This window comes from Clostridium sp. 10cd* (assembly GCF_044336395.1).
GTDB classification, from domain to species: Bacteria; Bacillota_I; Bacilli_A; order Erysipelotrichales; family Erysipelotrichaceae; genus Clostridium_AQ; species Clostridium_AQ innocuum.
Genome location: NZ_CP172347.1, coordinates 3406929 through 3423185 on the forward strand (window position 1 = coordinate 3406929; position 16257 = coordinate 3423185).

The 16257-nt window shown below is 49.5% G+C and carries 13 protein-coding genes; all 13 read right to left on the reverse strand.

The window, feature by feature from the left end; genetic code table 11:
- Positions 1-65 precede the first annotated feature (65 nt).
- Positions 66-6584 (reverse strand): LPD25 domain-containing protein, encoded by a 6519-nt coding sequence (locus tag ACG3M1_RS17020; RefSeq protein ID WP_395814346.1) that lies wholly within the window; start codon positions 6582-6584, stop codon positions 66-68.
- A complete protein-coding gene (locus tag ACG3M1_RS17025) occupies positions 6482-7303 on the reverse strand; it encodes a hypothetical protein (protein WP_395814349.1) in 822 nt (273 codons plus the stop codon). The genes ACG3M1_RS17020 and ACG3M1_RS17025 overlap by 103 nt, the downstream gene beginning before the upstream one ends.
- On the reverse strand, positions 7231-7821 hold the full coding sequence (locus ACG3M1_RS17030; RefSeq protein WP_335673982.1) for a TnpV protein: 591 nt from the start codon (positions 7819-7821) through the stop codon (positions 7231-7233). The genes ACG3M1_RS17025 and ACG3M1_RS17030 overlap by 73 nt, the downstream gene beginning before the upstream one ends.
- Positions 7822-8436: 615 nt before the next feature.
- Positions 8437-8895 carry a hypothetical protein gene (locus ACG3M1_RS17035; RefSeq protein ID WP_008817995.1) on the reverse strand — a complete coding sequence of 153 codons (459 nt, stop codon included), beginning with the start codon at positions 8893-8895 and terminating at the stop codon, positions 8437-8439.
- 70 nt (positions 8896-8965) lie between these two features.
- The gene (locus tag ACG3M1_RS17040) at positions 8966-9190 is read right to left on the reverse strand and encodes a hypothetical protein (protein WP_008817996.1); all 225 of its coding nucleotides are present in this window, start codon (positions 9188-9190) and stop codon (positions 8966-8968) included.
- A complete protein-coding gene (locus ACG3M1_RS17045) occupies positions 9187-9393 on the reverse strand; it encodes a hypothetical protein (RefSeq protein ID WP_008817997.1) in 207 nt (68 codons plus the stop codon). The genes ACG3M1_RS17040 and ACG3M1_RS17045 overlap by 4 nt, the downstream gene beginning before the upstream one ends.
- 12 nt (positions 9394-9405) lie before the next feature.
- Complete coding sequence (locus ACG3M1_RS17050) at positions 9406-10101, reverse strand: hypothetical protein (protein WP_008817998.1); 696 nt, start codon at positions 10099-10101, stop codon at positions 9406-9408.
- Entirely contained in the window at positions 10101-10706 is a 606-nt protein-coding gene (locus ACG3M1_RS17055; protein ID WP_008817999.1) for a hypothetical protein, read from the reverse strand. Before ACG3M1_RS17055 ends, ACG3M1_RS17050 begins: the two co-directional genes overlap by 1 nt.
- A complete protein-coding gene (locus tag ACG3M1_RS17060; RefSeq protein WP_172681060.1) occupies positions 10696-10854 on the reverse strand; it encodes a hypothetical protein in 159 nt (52 codons plus the stop codon). The genes ACG3M1_RS17055 and ACG3M1_RS17060 overlap by 11 nt, the downstream gene beginning before the upstream one ends.
- Before the next feature lies 1 nt (position 10855).
- Complete coding sequence (locus ACG3M1_RS17065) at positions 10856-11131, reverse strand: hypothetical protein (RefSeq protein ID WP_008818001.1); 276 nt, start codon at positions 11129-11131, stop codon at positions 10856-10858.
- Complete coding sequence (locus ACG3M1_RS17070; RefSeq protein WP_008818002.1) at positions 11121-11492, reverse strand: hypothetical protein; 372 nt, start codon at positions 11490-11492, stop codon at positions 11121-11123. Before ACG3M1_RS17070 ends, ACG3M1_RS17065 begins: the two co-directional genes overlap by 11 nt.
- Positions 11493-11500: 8 nt before the next feature.
- Positions 11501-11806 (reverse strand): hypothetical protein, encoded by a 306-nt coding sequence (locus tag ACG3M1_RS17075; protein WP_008818003.1) that lies wholly within the window; start codon positions 11804-11806, stop codon positions 11501-11503.
- Between the two features lie 161 nt (positions 11807-11967).
- Positions 11968-16116: a SpaA isopeptide-forming pilin-related protein gene (locus tag ACG3M1_RS17080; RefSeq protein ID WP_055200346.1), complete on the reverse strand. Its 4149-nt coding sequence runs from the start codon at positions 16114-16116 to the stop codon at positions 11968-11970.
- Positions 16117-16257: the final 141 nt, after the last annotated feature.

The following is a 16257-nucleotide window of genomic DNA, read 5'->3' on the forward strand; positions in this document are numbered from 1 at the left end:
ACTTTTTCTTACCGTCACTTATTATACTGCCCAAAATAAAGCAATACAAATGTGCAAACTATATTTTACCTCTCCCTGTCCTCACTTTTTTTCTCTGCCGGCTCATCGTTCTGCTCTGGCTCATCGTCAATAACAGCATTGTCCTTTTCATTCAGATTCAGTTCGATATTGAGGGCGTTCAGCCGCTCCGTCTTTTCTTTCAGCTCATCTTCAAAGGCAAATGGTTTCTTTACTTCCTCTTTTGCGGTTTCAAGCTGTGCGATGGTTTCCTCCTTTCTGGTCTTGGCGGCTTCCAGACGGGCAGGGAGCTTGGCAATCTCATTCTCAATTCTGGTCAGATTGCCGAGGGCATCCGTTCCTAAATCCACCTTATATTTTCTCATTCCGCAGAGATTCAGACAATAGTGTGCATTGACAATATCATAATAAACCTCCATCTGAAAGCCACGGTAGCTGCCAATTTCCACTGGATTTGACAACGGGTTTTCCTTGCAGATGGCAAGGAGCATCTCGCCTGCGTCCGCTTTTTCCTTATAAGTCACTCCCTTTAAGGTCATGGGGCAGAACTTATCCTCGCCCTGCGGCTTATGCTGACTGGCAATCTCTGCATCATTCCCATAGGCTGTAATGCGTTCCTCATAGTCTTTAATCTCCTGCGGGTAGTGCTTCAGTATCCTGTCCTCAAGGTCGTAATGCTCGGAAAGATAGCTCTGCTTCAAGACTTTCAGCTTTGCCACCTGCATATCCAAATCCATTTTTTCCTTGAAACGCTCATCGCCTGTGGCAAGCATTTTGACCTCTGCAAAGGAGAGAGCCACTTCGTCCACGTCCTCGGCAGAGCGGACGGGGCTTTTGCTCGTCATTATCTGGCTTATAAATTTCTGCTTTCCCTCCACCAACTGAAAGAGGTACGCATCAAAGGTCTGTTCCGTCACATATCGGTAAACTTCAACCTCTGGGAACATATTGCCCTGCCTTTCAAGTCTACCCTGACGCTGTTCCAAGTCCGATGGTCGCCACGGGCAATCTAAATTATGGATGGCGATTAGCCTGTCCTGCACGTTTGTACCTGCACCCATCTTCGGGGTAGAGCCGAACAGCACACGCACCTCGCCGCTCCTTACCTTTGCAAACAGTTCTTTTTTCTGTGCATCGGTGGTCGCTTCGTGGATGAAACGCACCTGCTCCGCAGGGATGCCACGCTGTATGAGTTTCTTCCTCATATCATCATAGACATTATCAAACTGGTCGGGAATCATTTCATAAACATTTTCTCTGGCTTCCTGCGTTTCTATTATCTTTTTATTGGCAGGTGTCGATAAATCACAAAAGACGAGTTGTGCCGCTTTGGTGTCGGCGTGTTCCTCCCAGATGCGGTAAATATTGTCCACGCAGGCGTTGACTTTGCTCTCTGGGTCGTCTGGCAGCATCGGGTCAATCAGCCTCTGGTCGAGTGCCAGTTTCCTCCCGTCATTCGTGATTTTGAGCATATTATCCTGCTGCGGCTTTACAAGCCTTGCCCTTACTTTCTCGGCTCTCTTGGCAAGCCCCGCCACCATTTCCGTCTGGATTTCGCTCGGCTTGGTCTTGATATTGTGGTAATTGACCTTTGGCACGGGGAGTTTCAGCATATCGGCGGTCTGGATGTCCGCAACCTCACGGAACATCTGCATCAGCTCTGGCAGGTTATAAAACTTCGCAAACCTCGTCTTGGCTCGGTAGTTTGTCCCCTCTGGGGAAAGTTCCAGAGCCGTGACCGTTTCGCCAAACGTGGACGCCCAACTGTCAAAATGCTGCAATCCGTTCCTCGCAAGCGTGTCATATTGCAAGTACCTCTGCACGGAATACATCTCGACCATCGAGTTTGAGATAGGCGTTCCCGTTGCGAAAATCACGCCACGGCTGCCTGTGATTTCGTCCAGATAGCGGCACTTCATAAAGAGGTCGGAGCTTTTCTGGGCTTCGGTCTGGGCGATGCCGCCCACGTTCCGCATCTTGGTGTAAAGGTAAAGGTTCTTGTAAAAATGGCTCTCATCTATAAAGAGCCTGTCTATGCCCAGTTCTTCAAAATTTATTACGCTGTCTTTCCGCTTGGTGTCATTGAGTTTGTCGAGCTTTGCCTTGATAGCTTTCCTTGTTTTCATGAGCTGCTTGACCGTGAACTGCTCCCCGTGGGATGCCTGCACATCGTCAATGCCACGCTCAATGTCGTCAAGCTGACGCATGAGCTGTTCCCTCTGGCGTTCCTCGCTGATGGGGATTCTCTCGAACTGACTATGCCCGATAATCACCGCATCATACGCTCCCGTCGCAATCCTGCCGCAGAACTTCTTGCGGTTTCCCGTTTCAAAATCCCGCTTGGTCGTCACAAGGATATTGGCAGATGGATAGAGCCGCAGGTACTCCGACGCCCACTGACCGACAAGGTGGTTCGGCACGACAAACATGGATTTCTGGCAGAGTCCGAGCCGTTTGCTTTCCTGTGCGGCGGCGACCATTTCAAAGGTCTTGCCCGCCCCTACTTTATGGGCAAGGAGCGTGTTGCCGCCGTAAAGGATATGGGCGATGGCGTTCACTTGGTGCGGTCTTAGCTGAATCTCTGGGCTGATGCCGCCAAACGTGATATGGCTTCCGTCATACTCACGGGGTCTTATGCTGTTAAACGTGTCATTGTAATAGCGTACAAGCCTGCTCCTCCGCTCTGGGTCTTTCCAAATCCAGTCCTGAAACGCCTGCTTTATCACCTCCTGCTTTGCCTGTGCCGCCGTGGTTTCCTTATGGTTCAGCACTGCTTTTTTATTATTGTGTTCGTCATAAATATAATCAAAGATACGGGTGTCACGGAGATTCAAAGTGTCCTCTATGATGCGGTAGGCACTCGCCCGCTTTGTGCCGTAGGTGCTGTCCGCCTTGACATTCCCAACGTCGGAACTCTTATTCTCGATGAACCAGTCGCCGTTATATGCCGTGTAGCGTACTTTCAGCTTGCCCTCCGCATAGCTTGACGGCGTTAAAAGCTCCATCATAAACTGCTGTATATCCTCCTGCGGTATCCACGTCGTGCCAAGACGGACGGAGATTTCACTTGCGGGCAAATCCTTTGGGATGACCTTTTCCAGAGCCGACACATTCACGGCAAGCTCTGGGTCTGCCTTTGCCGCTATCCCTGCGATTTTCAGTTTCTCCCGCACATTCCCCGATAAATATTCGTCTGCGGTCACATACCTTGCAGGCTCGGAAGATGGCACTTTATAGATAACGCCCTGCAAATCCTTTATGATTTCCTCCTGCGTCCTGCCTGTGAGCTGTGCCATAAAGGATAAATCGACACGGGCTTTCTCCCCGATGGAAAGGGCAAGTGCTTCACTGGCGGTTTCCACAAAGGTCACTTCACGGTGGGGCTTTATCGTCCTCTTTGAGAACATATCCGCCTTTCTCTTAAATTTCCCCTCATCGTCAAGTACTTCCAAAGAGCATAACAGGAAATAGCTTTCATCTGCCGCAAAAGCAAGGTAGTTCCCCCTGCTGTTAATCAGACCGTACTTTTTTGTAAACGCATCGTATAAGCGGTTCAATTTTTTCTGTTCGGTCTGTATCATTTCCTCTGGGTAATCGTCGGTCTGGTACTGGATGAGCTTTCTCACGCAATCACGGATTTCCAATAATCCCTTAATGCGGTTTTCTGCGGTCATGGATGCCTTTGCAGGGGTCATGGTGTTATTCTCTCGGAAGTAAACCCTGCCATCCACAAGGGCAAAAGAGAAGTTCCGCACGTTCGGGTCGGCAGGGATGGATTTATCCTGCTCGTCAGAGATTCGGTCAATCTCATTTTCAATCTCTGGGATTTCGCCGTCTATCCGCTGCATGGCTTCATGGAGAAGCCCCGCAAGCGGCATATCGGGATAGGCTTTGCAGGCACTGTCCATGCCGAACCTTGTGCTTTCCATCTTCATCTTGCCTAAAATCATTTCTGGGCGGGATACAAAATAGCTGTTCATCGTGACGCCGTTTTCATCTGTGTCAAGGTGTACCCACTCTGGCTCAATGTCAATGATACTGTCACGCTTTTGCAGGATAAGGATGTCGCTTGTGACCTCCGTGCCTGCGTTTGCCCGAAACGTGTTGTCGGGAAGCCTTACCGCCCCTAAAAGCTCGGCTCTCTGTGCGATATACTTCCGCACCTCTGGGCTTGCCTTGTCCATTGTGCCCTTAGAGGTAATGAACATCACAACGCCGCCTGCCCGTACTTTATCCAGAGCCTTTGCGATAAAATAATCATGGATTAAGAACTTCTGGGCATTGTAACGGCTGTCATTGACTTTAAACTCCCCGAACGGGATATTGCCAAGCACCACGTCAAAGTGGCTGTCTGGGAGCTTTGTGTCCTCAAATCCCTCAATGGCGATACTGGCTTTCTGGTAGAGCTGCTTCGCAATCCTGCCCGATATGGGGTCAATCTCAATGCCGTGCAGCTTTGTTTTCTCCATGCTGTCGGGCAGAAGCCCTAAGAAATTGCCTGTGCCGCAGGACGGCTCCAAGATGTTCCCCTGCGAGAATCCCAGACGGTCAAGTGCTTCATACATCGCTTTAATAACAACGGGCGGTGTATAAAAAGCGGTCAGCGTGGATTCCATAGCGGCATGGTATTCCTCATCGGAAAGCTCTGCTTTCAGCTCCTTGTATTCGTTTGCCCATGCCGCATTTTTTTCATCAAACGCCATAGACAGACCGCCCCATCCCACATACTTTGCAAGGGTTTCCTGTTCTTCGGGCGTGGCAAGTCGGTTTTCTATCTGAAGGTCGTGGAGAAGTCGGATTGCTGCCATATTGTTTCGGAACTTCTCTTTTGCACCGCCAACGCCTAACGCATCATCGGTAATACGGTAATTGTGGCGGTCAGCAGAAACAGCAGGAGAAGTCGGGCTTGCCGTTGGAGCTTCTGCTTTTTCTTCGGGCGGTAATTCTTCCTGTGCCTGCTCCAAGAGCCTGCGGACATAGCCGATTTTCTCCACACGGTTTATTGGGAAGCCTGTGCTGTTCTGGAAAGTGACGTCACGCATGGAAACATCGCCGCTGATTTTACCAACGCTTTCTATTACATAGCGGCGGTTGTCAATCACAAGCTCTTTGCCGATGAGGTCGGAATTATCCTGTGCAGGCAGAAGCCCTCTGTCTTGGCTCTGCGTAGGCTCGACCGCCTTTTCCGCTTTCGGGCGGTGGGAGTACAGAGCTTTTTCCGCTTCATCAAATGTGTCAAAGCCGCCTGCTGTCGTATTGGCAGTATCCCTTTGCTCATCGTATCCGTATCGGTTGTAATATTTGCCGTTAGGATACTGCATGATAACGACGGCTTCATCACCAGACAGGTATCTTGCTATGATAGGGCTTGCCGCTTCCTTATCCGCAGCGGTTTTTCTGACCTTTAAAAGTCCTGCTTCGGCATCTTCCTCGGTTGGATAGGTCAGTACCATACCGTCCCCGTTGATATAATAATCCCCACGGCTGTTGTCCCAGATAGCATAAGCATCTTCGGGGTCTGGGAAAGCGTCGGAAGTCATTGTGACCTCAAACCGTTCTTGTAGCGGCTCGGTTTCCTGTTCCTTAGCAGACATTTCATCAATGGCAGGCTGTTCCTCTTTATTTTCTATTTCTTCGGTCTGTTCCTTATCCCCGCCTTTCCTGTTCCAGTCGGATTCGGTAGCCAAAATCTTAGCAAGGAGCTTTTCATCCTCTGGTGTCAGCTCGGTGTGCTGCTCTAAGAATGGGATAAACACATCCTGCCCGAAACGCAGGGTTTCCATCTGCTCCCTGTAATAATCCTCGCCCTGCCGTTTCCATTCTGGGATAAACGGACAGTCGGGGGAGAGGGAGTATTCATAAAAATTTCGGATATGGGCAAGCAAATCACCCTCGCCGTCCCCGATGTCAAACCGTCCCTCGTAATTAAATTCCTCCCCGCCGATGACTGCATGGATTTCAAAGTCGGTCTTTTTATACCAGCCGACGCCCTTACTCTCATCCAGTCTTTCATAATGCTGTTTTTCATCTAAAACGCCAAGCAGCCTGTTCCCAAGTGCAAAGCTAAGCTCCGTAAATCGGTCGTTCAGCTCCCTGTCATAAAAGGCGGGATGCTCGGAGAACCCGATGGAAAATGTGATGCTGTCGGGCTTTTCCTCGGCAAGCGTTTCTGTTTTCTGGCTTTCGGTAATGACTGTTTTCAGATGGTCGTTAGCAGGGTTTTCACGGAGCTTTTCTTCAAAATCGGCTCGGCTGAACTCTTTGCCGAACAACGGAAATTCTGCATTTCGTAAAGATACGGCGTTTTCATCAAAGGCTATGACCTCATATTTGTCCGCCCCGATATACACCACATCGCCCTCATGGTAGAGGTAATGGAGAGGGTACAGCTCCGTAAGCTCCTGCGAAAAACGCCACGCATTACTTCGGCTGTAAACGCTTGTAGTCTTTTTCTGCACTAAAGCTAAAAAATCAAGCATTTCCTGCACGTTATCTGGATGCTGCAATGCCTGCTCCATAAGGTCAGCAGGCATATCCGCAAAATCCTTGCAGCCAACCACGCCCAACAAATCTTTCTCATATCCGTCCAAATCTCGGATAAAATCAGAGAGCCGCAGGGCGAGCGTATCCCTCTTGTCGGCAGGCGGCAGCTCCCTTTTTCTTCGATAAACCGCTGCCTTTTTAACTTCCTCTGGGTGTCAATTTCATACTGCGGGGCAGATATGCTTTCCAGATAATCGGCATAATGGTCTTTCTCTTTGGGGTTGAGATAGCGGTTATCTTTAATCAGCTCACGCAGGCGTTTTTCTATTTTCGCCCAACTAAGCACAAGGTCGTGTTCGGTGGAAATGCCGCCACGGTCAATGGAAATGCCTTTACTGTCATGCCATGCATAACCTTTTGTCCCGTCTGAAAAAGTAACGGGAGTGCCGCCGCTGACGCCGTATTCTTTTTTAAGAAATTCAATATTGCTCTTTTTATCTTCCCGCTTCTGGAACTGATGGTAGATGCGGTATTTACCATCCGCATAGCTGCTTCCTTTTACAAGGACGGCATCAATATCCTCCTGTGAAACGGCAAAAGCAGAGGATTTTTCGTCCTCTGCTTCAGCAATCATTTCAATCTGTTCGTCTACGGTCGGGAGATTTGCGGCAACTTCTTCCCCGTTGGCAATGCTTTCTTTTACATTTTCTTTCTGTTTCTCTGGCTCTGCTAATTGTAAATCAGTTCGTTCAAGATGGCTTCCTCTGCCTGGCTGCGGATGGCGTTCATCGCCTGCACCCACTGCATCGGTGCTTTCTCTTTCAGTTCCTCCGTCACGCCCTGCTCTTTGGCGAGTTGCTTCGTCAGAAGCTCCAGCCGCTGCAATGCCGTCTGCTCGGTCTGGTGCAGGTGTGCGTTCAGCCTGCCCGATGTCAGCAGGTTGAGGTAGGTCACTCTTTTGTGGTTCTCCAGATAATCCCTGTGCATCAAAGCGTACCTGCCAAGCGGAAGCTCTGGCTCTGTCGGTAATGTTAGGTCGGGAATAAGATAGTCGCCCTGTTTCGTGTAAGTGATTTCGCTCATTGTATTCGCTCCTTTCGGGTTGTTTCCTGCCTTTATCATACTGGCTTGTGATATTTCTTGCAAATGTGCGGTTCTGACCTCTAGCTTCGATTTGCACATTTCGGACTGCCGCAGAGATTTCCCGCAACGCCATCTCGGAAATGTCGCTTGTGGCGATGCCGATGGCATTAAGGGTGGCAGGCGTATTGAAATTTGTGATGTCAACAAAATCCTCACGCTCAAAATATCCGTCCGCATCCAGTCCGCAGCGGCTCAACAGCATATAGGCGACGCTATTTGCGGCAAGCCGCTTGTAAATCACTTCTATATTAAAATCGTCCAGTTCCTCTAAAAAACTGTTTTCCGTACAGCCTTTAAGCTGTGAAAGGTAATCGGTTAAATTGTCCTCCACGGCGTTCTCCGCCGTCTGCATTAAGAAATTGGCAAGGTCGCCGCCCTCCGTGCCGCCGAACCTGTCCGCAAGCCGTTCCATGACAGGCTGCTCGTACCGCTTATCCATCTGCCATATCGGGACGGGTCGGCTACCGTAATAGCCCTCATGGGTGTCGGAAACGTCAAAATAATATTTCAGCGTGTTCCTGCGTCCTTTCGGGTCAAAGACCGCAATGCCTTTGCTGTCCTTATTTACCCAACGCTTAAAGAGCCTGTTCCAAGTGCCAATCTCGGCAACTGCCGTGGCGTCTGGGCGTTGTGCATAGATTAAGAGCTGCTCGTCAAAGCGGCACTTGTAATTGCGGCAGGCAGAGGATAAAAAGCCCTGCCAAGCCTGCGGGTTTCTCGTGACGTCCCTCCCTGTGCGGCGGTACAGCTCTGTGATAAGCTGGTACTTTGCAGCCATAGGCTCACACCTCCTTATCGTTCCAAATCTTTGTTTTTCTGCTTCTTATCGTATTCCCCGCACCGTTCGGCGATTTCGGAATACATCTTTTCCCGCATCTCACGCTCATAGGCTCGGTATTCCTTTGCCTTTTCCGTGGGCTTATACCAGACGGTTTTCTGGTCAGCTTCGTCCAAGCCCTCATAGCGTTCGTCAATCTGGTCAATAAACCTCTGATAGATGGCACGGGCGGCAGGGGCGTCCTTTGCGTATCGGTAGCGGTCAAGGCTTTTATGCGAGCCACGAAGCTCGGCATACTCATAGAGCATACGGATAACCTCACGGTCAAGCCCTTTCTGCCCCTCGGCGGCATAGATTTCCGACAAGCCCTTGCACCTCCATGAATGGTAGGGAGAGGTGTCATTGGAGCTGTGGGAAGATACATACACGCCGTCTTTCTTTACCGTAATGCGGTTGATAAGCTCGGTACTCAATCCCTATCACCGCCCGATAAAACAATCTGTTCCATAAAATATCAATCCTCCTGTTGTCCATGCCCCGCCTTTAGGCAGGGGCATAGCTGATTTTGTTTTGTTCCATCCTCCTTGCAAACTCCCGAACGGCATATCTTACGCCGTCAATCTCTGCATGGGTTTCATCTAAATAATGGCAGACGGCAAAATAATCCTCCCCGTTCCCATAAAGCATACGGATGATGCCGCCATCGGGGACAGAGAAAAGCATCCTGCCTACACTGTCCGTCATGCAGATTTTTTGTCCTCCGCTCATTCCGTGCCACCTCCCAGAAATGAGATGACCTTGTTTCCTTTGATGCTCTTTTGCAGCTCGTTGATGAGCGTGATGTCCGCAACCGTGATTCCCTGCATGGAGAGAATATCATCCATTGTCATGGCGGCAATCGCCTTTTCATCGGTAAAGCCTGCTTCAAAGACTTTATTTAATACTCTGACCGCTTTTGGGTTTACAGCCATTTTAAATCCCTCCTATCGCTCATACTCTTTCTTTTTCGGGGCTTTCGCCGTCTGCACATCTTCTGGCTTCGGCTCATAGGTGTGTCCGTTCCTCTCCATTCGCTCTGCAAACTCGCAGATGTGGTAAAGGTTGCTGCCCACCTCAGTATGGTACTCGTCAATATAGCGGCAGCTCTTTTCCGCCTTTTCTCCCCAATCATAAGTGATAATGATTTTGCCGCCGTCTGGGATGCGGAACTTCTCTTTGTATCCAGAGTCGATAAAGCGGATGCCTTTCTCGGCATTTTTGATATGCTTATCAAGCCACTCTTTCACATAGCAGTAGCAGTAAAAATTATAATCACCTTTGGTCGGGTTGCAGCGGAGCAGGAAAGCGTGTTTCTCCGTATCCACACGGAAGCCGTACTCCGCACAATAGTTACCCTTAAAAGCACTTTCGGGATTCTTCCCCGCAAACGCCGCCATATCATAGCGGTTGTGGAGAATTCCTTTATCTTCACGCAGGGCATTTATCACATCATCAAGCTCCGACTTAAATTCATCGGTTTTCCATTGCTCCCTTGTATCAAACCAAGTAGTATAAAAGCCATATCCAGAGGGGGCAAAATCCCCTCGCAGATGCCCGATGCACCCCGTCTGCCCCTCAAGCTGCATACTCTGGGCATAGGTGTATTTATGTTCGGGCTGCGTCAAAGCTCGTATCTCCATCAGCGTTCCTCCCTGCTCTTTGTTTTTTTCGCCTTTTCCTGTTCCTTGATTTTAGAAAGGGCTTCCTTTGCCCAATCGGGCATTTTTTCTGGCTTGATTTCGCCAAGCACATCGTACCTTTCCCATCGGGCGTGCTTGCCGTCTGCAAGCGAAGTCCCAAACACCGCCTGCCCCCTGCCTCCCCTCGCACCGTGTCCGCCGTCCACCAATACAAGCTGATAGGCGGAATGTCGGTACTCATAACGGTTGACCTCGGCATTGATAGCGACGACCTTTCCCACAATGCTGTCATTTTTATTGTCTGGGATGCAGTCGTCTATGGTAAACGGCGTCATGTCGAACTTGAATTGTTCCTGCTCGGCTCTCACAAGCCCTATCTGCTCCTGCACCCTGTCAGTAAAAATCTGCATGGCTTCCAGATAATCGTCTGAGCCGACCGCATCCGTCACCCATTCTGCGGACAGGGGATTGTCATAAGTGCAGTAGCAGACTAAAAAAGGATATTCCTCTTTCAAATCCACACCGAACACGACTTCCTTTTTACCGATATGGATGCTCTGTGTGACCTCATAGGAGCTAATAATCCGTTTTTCTTCATTCTCCATCGGGCTTCTCCTTTCCCTGCTTTTTCTCCCTCTGCTCATCTAAAATCTTTCGGATACAGACATCGCAGAAGATGGTACGGCTGTCCTTATATCGGGGATAAGGACAGGTCGTGCAGTCATATTTCTTATAGTTTTCATTACTGCTCATGCTACCGCTCACGCCCATCGTGCTGCTTCGCCTTTTTATCGGGCTGCTGATTGTACGGCATCTGACACTCCGACTGGTAGCGTTCATTCAGCTTTTCCCTTGCAGCTTCAAGGGTGTTGCAGTAACAGCCCCAGTAATAGTTGTCGCCGCCTTTGCAGTACCAACATACATACGGGTTCGGGGCTTTCGGGTGATGCCCGATGACAAGCTCCGTATTCCCGATAGTGCAGCTCTCTATGATTGCATAGCCCTGATTGGAGCGTGTTTCACCGTTCATAGGCGTTCCTCCTTTCCTTGTTCTGCCCACGTTCTCTGGGCATAGAGGTATGCCCTTGTGGTATTTCCTGTTGTTTTCCGTCTATATATTGCTGCAATTCATACTGGCAGGGGACGTACAGCCTGCCGTTCTCCACGCAGCGGAAAATATCGCATTTCTTATCCGTGGATGCAGCATAAAAATCATCATAAGAGTAGGAAAATTTCTGGCTTCCCTTACCGTAATAATCAGCGGCAAAAAAGCCAAGTTCCTTGTCTGTTTTTAATCTGCGGGTAATCTTGAAAAAATCATCTTCCCGTTTTGTAAACTGCCGTTCTGGGATAAAATGATACCCTCCGTATTCAAAAGACATTTCCTGCATCATCCACCTCACGATTCTTTGGCATATTTACGGTATGCCTTTTCCCCTGCGGTTCTAAGCCGCCGTACTCTTGTGCTGCCAAGCAGTTCTGGGTATTTCTCCTGCAACTTGCGGCGTGTCCTGCCCACGCTCTCAAAGCTCGGCAAGCCAAGCTCCTTATGCCGTGTCATTATTTCCGCAAGCGGCATCGTGCCTGCATTTTTTAGATAAAGATTGCAGAGGGCAAGGTACAGCACCATGTCATCATTTCTGGCATCCTCATTCTTTTGCAGGACAGCTTTCACTTTTCCCTCTACGGTTTTCAGATTATCCATAGCTACCTCCATATATGGAAAAGGGGCGGTATCTTTCAATCGCCCCAATCCACACAAAATCTGCCTAATTTATTTCTTTCTGCGGATATGCAGCCACGCAGCCGCACCACCGATAAACGCCACAAGCACAATAGCGATAATGGTTTTTTCTCTCATTCTGCTTAGTCCTCCTTTTTCTTTCTTCCGCTCTTATAACCGATGAACCCAAAGATTCCTGCACCGATTGTAAATGCCACCGCAAGGCTCACCCATAAGCCTAAGCTGAAATCATCGCCTGTTTTCGGCGTGTCACGGAGTTCGTTGTGCATGGTAACGGTCGCCGTTTCGTCTGTCTTGATGGTCACTTTCTGGTCGGCAGGCAGGATATAGCCAGAGGATGCCTTGTCGCTGACCTCGGAAATGGTGTATTCGCCGATACGCAAGCCGTCAATGACGATTTCGCCGTTCTTGTCGGTGGTAAAGGTCTGGTCGTAATCTTTGCCAGTCACATGGAAAGAGAAGCCCTCTACCTTGCCGTCAGAGGATGTCTTGACGATTTTAAGTGAACCTTTCTGTGCTTCATTTAAAAATCCTTTGCCCGCTTCATTCTCCACGTTGTAGGTCTTGCCGTTTTCCTCGATGGATACGGGATAGATGTTCTCATCAAGCACGAAGCCTGTCGGGGCGGTTTTCTCACGGACAAGGTATCTGCCGTAACGCAGGTCGTCCATTTGGTACACGCCTTTTTCCACCTCGCCCATCTCGCCGAGCAGCTCATCTTTCTTATCCAGTTTTCCATCTTCATTCGTATCCGAGTAAACCTCAAATACCGCACCCGTGAGCTTGTTTTCTGGGTAGTCCTTGTCTACCTTAGTCAGAGCGATATTGCCCGTGATGAAGTAGTTGACAAGCTCTACCTCTACAACTTCATCAACCTCACTGATTGTCACGCTGATTTCTTCCTCGGAGAGTACATAACCTTTCGGGCTTTCGATTTCACGGATGACCCATGTGCCATACGGAACTTCCTCAAAAGAAAAACTGCCATCATCCTTGGATGTGGCAGTTGCGATTGCATTTTCCTTTGTATATTCTGTTGTTCCCGTCTGAAAGATGCCGATTAACGCACCGCCTAAATCTTCGCCGTCCTCATTGGATTTCCTGCCGCTGACAGAGCCGTAAATCAGCTCGTTTTCAATGGCTTCTCCCCCGTTCGCCGTGATATGCACAACGGCGGTTTCCTGCCCTGCGTACTCAAAATCAACAGGATATTTCTCGTCACTTATAAGATAAGCGGAGTTTGTTTTGATTTCCTGCACATAATAGCTGCCAATCGGCAAATCACTGATAGCCTTTCCGTGAACGTTTTCATCAAAGAAGATAACCTCAATCAGACCGTCCGCAGGAATTGTTGTGCCGTCTGCGGCGGTCAGTTCCTCGGCGGCATACAGACCAAACGTAACGTCTTTGATTTCGCCGTTATTTCCCACACCGTATGCTTCATCCACCTCAAGGCTCTTGATTACGTCGATTTCCACACGCTGACGCTCATTGTAAAAGTCCGTGCCTGCTTCCGTCACTTCGATTTCCTGTCCCGCATACACAAGCTCCACAGCGTGGACTTCCTCACTTAATACCATGCCATACGGGGCGGTCACTTCCTTAATCTCATACTTTCCAAGGTAAAGCTCTTTGCTTTCCGCCGTGCCATCCTCGCCTGTGGTAAGCGTGTCCACAACCTCGCCTTTTTCGGCTCTTATTGTTCCGTCTGTTGTAATAATGTCCTCGGCTGCGGTAATCTCATAGACTGCACCCTCAAGGCTGTCCACTGCAAAAATCGGCTGATACAGCCCCTTGTTTCCCGATACCCTTCTGAATACCTCCCCAGACTTTCCTACCGTGATTTTCCCTTTCTGTGCCACATTGGAGCGTTCCACCTTGACAACCGTGATGCCGCTTTCATCCTCGGAATTTTCCTGCTCCACGTCAAAATAGACTGGCTCGGAATCCAGAACATAACCATACGGAGCCTGCACCTCAACGAGAGAATAGCCTTTGCCGTATTCTAAGGTCTGCGGCGTAATAAGCTCGCCCTCTGCCGTGGTGTAGAACGTGTCAATCTTTGTCACTTCGGGATAAGTGAATCTCATTGTCACAAGCTCCCCATTCGGGTCGTAAATCTGGAAGCCTGCACCTGCATACGGGATAACCCTGCCTGTTTCTATATCCTTTTTCACAATTTTGATATAGCTCTCAAAGTTGGCGTTGTTGATAAGATAGCGGTAGGTCTGGCTGTCCTTGCAGATGAACACGTCAAAATCTTTCATCAGCTCACGCCCGTCCCATCCAGAGGTCTGGTGAACCGTATAGATGCCGTATGGCATATCCTTTGTCTGGGCAAAACCGTTTTCATCGCAGATAAGCGTGTCACGTTCCGTTTCCTCCGCCGCATCAAAGCTGCCTGCGGATTTCAAATATACCTCAAAAACAGCCCCCTCTTCTGGCGTTTCAATCTGGGTTTCGCCGTTGTCAGTGTGCTTGATGATGGCGATATTACCTTTGATGACCTGCTCGTTTACATCATTCTTTGCAGAATTATATTCCACGGTGTAAAGCTGCGGCTCTGCACCTACATGGTGTACGGTCGTATCCAGAAGATAGCCCTCGGACGGGGTAATCTCACGGATGCTCCAGTCATCGCCGCAGATATAATATTTTGTTGTGAACTGCCCGTTTTCATCTGTGGTGTAGGTGTCAACCAGTTCCTCGCCCTTATAAATGCCATAAACCGCACCCGCAAGGGAAGCGTCGCCCTGCGGCTTCTTGCCTGTTTCCACATCGGTCTTTAATACCGTGACATTGAACTTCTTCAAAATGTTGTGGAAGCTGCGGTTTGTGACTTTCTTCCACTCAATCGGGGCGGTCTGGGATGCAGGGACAACGTAACGGACTGCCGTATCCACTTCTTCAAGAGTGTACGGTGTACTGCCGCTGATAAGGACGTTTTCAAACTTTGCCAGTCCGTTCTTATCGGTTATGGCATATTCATCAACAGCCAAGCCACTCAGTGATGTTCCGTAAAGGTGGAACTTCACGCCCTCCACAAGATTATCCTCGGATGTTTTTACAACTTCCAGACTTCCACGCTTTAAGGTATTGCTGAATGTGACCGTTGATGTTTTTCCTCCGATAATCGTCACGGTCTGGATTTTCTGCGGCTCGTAGCGGTCAATGGACTGCTCCGTAACAGTATAAGTGCCAGGGAATAAGCCCTCCACCGTGATGTTTCCATTCTTATCGGTTTTTACGGTCTTATTGAAGCCGTCACCCTTGATGGTAAAGGAAATCCCCTCAACAACACCGTCCTCGGAAGTCTTTTTGAGTGCAACCGTGCCTGTCGGCGTTTCCACGTTGATATATGCCATCATGGTATCCACGTTTTCCACACCCGTGATGACGTCCTGCAGGTTCGGGTCGCCGTAGGCAATCATCATCGCACCGCTGCTGACGGTCGGCGTGTTGTTTCTTGCTGCGGTAATCCTTGCCTTGCCGTCAATCGCTTTTGATGATGTGATAGTCAGCTTGTTTCCAGACTTGGACACTTTTACATTGCTGTCAGAGCTTGTAAAGGAATATTCGGATAATACGCCGTTGCTGTCGGTCAGTGTAAGGCTGTATTTGCCGTCCTTATAGGCAAGCTCCTTTGTGATGTCTTTTTTCCCTGCCGACATGAAGCTCGGAATCGTGCTGTGCCTTGTCATCAGCGACACAATCTGGTCGTAAGCCGCCCTTGCCCCGCTGTTGGCATAGTTTGAGCCAAAGTGCAGGCTGTAAACGGTCATGCTTGTCTGGCTGTACGGGCTTGTGGCGTTGCGGCATCCCGTAACAAACTCCCATACAAGGGTCTGGGTGGCAAGCCATTTCTCATCATCGCTCCCAGATAAATTCCCGCTGTTGCCCTGATACCCATAGAGCAGGGCAAGCCCCACCGCTTTTCTCTGTTCTGCGGAGAGGGCGTTCCAAGCGTTGGAAGATGCCTTTGCAAGCGTGTTGCCTGTTTTTAAAGGCACACCCGGCTGAAGGCAGAACGCCGTTTCCCCGTCCACATACATACGGTACTTGTATTCGCCCGTTCCTCCTGCGGTATGACCTCCAATGTTGGCACTGGAATTATACCTCATGGCGTTCCCTGCACCGTCGTAGGTGTGGGTAAAGCTAATCGTGCCGATGTCGCCCGCTGCATACGCTGTCGTGGCAGGGACGACGGACAATGCCGTGACCGCAGCCAAAGCAAACGCCGCAGCCCTTTTGAATAATTTACGAATCTTCATTCATTACCTCCTGTTCGTTCTCATGTTGATAGTTGACTTTCTGGCAGAAAAAAAGCCGCCCTTGTGGACAGCTTTAATAATTCTTTTCTCGGATAGTTACTGGCAGTATCAAGGGGGAGAGGTGTGGAGAGGGGGAAGCGG

What these genes read in the sequence shown, in the direction of transcription:
- ACG3M1_RS17060 (WP_172681060.1), bottom strand. Translation starts at nt 10,854, where the DNA reads ATGAGCAGTAATGAAAACTATAAGAAATATGACTGCACGACCTGTCCT.
- ACG3M1_RS17075 (WP_008818003.1), bottom strand. Translation starts at nt 11,806, where the DNA reads ATGGATAATCTGAAAACCGTAGAGGGAAAAGTGAAAGCTGTCCTGCAA.
- ACG3M1_RS17070 (WP_008818002.1), bottom strand. Translation starts at nt 11,492, where the DNA reads ATGCAGGAAATGTCTTTTGAATACGGAGGGTATCATTTTATCCCAGAA.
- ACG3M1_RS17080 (WP_055200346.1), bottom strand. Translation starts at nt 16,116, where the DNA reads ATGAAGATTCGTAAATTATTCAAAAGGGCTGCGGCGTTTGCTTTGGCT.
- ACG3M1_RS17055 (WP_008817999.1), bottom strand. Translation starts at nt 10,706, where the DNA reads ATGGAGAATGAAGAAAAACGGATTATTAGCTCCTATGAGGTCACACAG.
- ACG3M1_RS17030 (WP_335673982.1), bottom strand. Translation starts at nt 7,821, where the DNA reads ATGCGGACGGATATTTTGAGCGTGAGGATTTTGTTGACATCACAAATT.
- ACG3M1_RS17045 (WP_008817997.1), bottom strand. Translation starts at nt 9,393, where the DNA reads ATGGCTGTAAACCCAAAAGCGGTCAGAGTATTAAATAAAGTCTTTGAA.
- ACG3M1_RS17065 (WP_008818001.1), bottom strand. Translation starts at nt 11,131, where the DNA reads ATGAACGGTGAAACACGCTCCAATCAGGGCTATGCAATCATAGAGAGC.
- ACG3M1_RS17050 (WP_008817998.1), bottom strand. Translation starts at nt 10,101, where the DNA reads ATGGAGATACGAGCTTTGACGCAGCCCGAACATAAATACACCTATGCC.
- ACG3M1_RS17040 (WP_008817996.1), bottom strand. Translation starts at nt 9,190, where the DNA reads ATGAGCGGAGGACAAAAAATCTGCATGACGGACAGTGTAGGCAGGATG.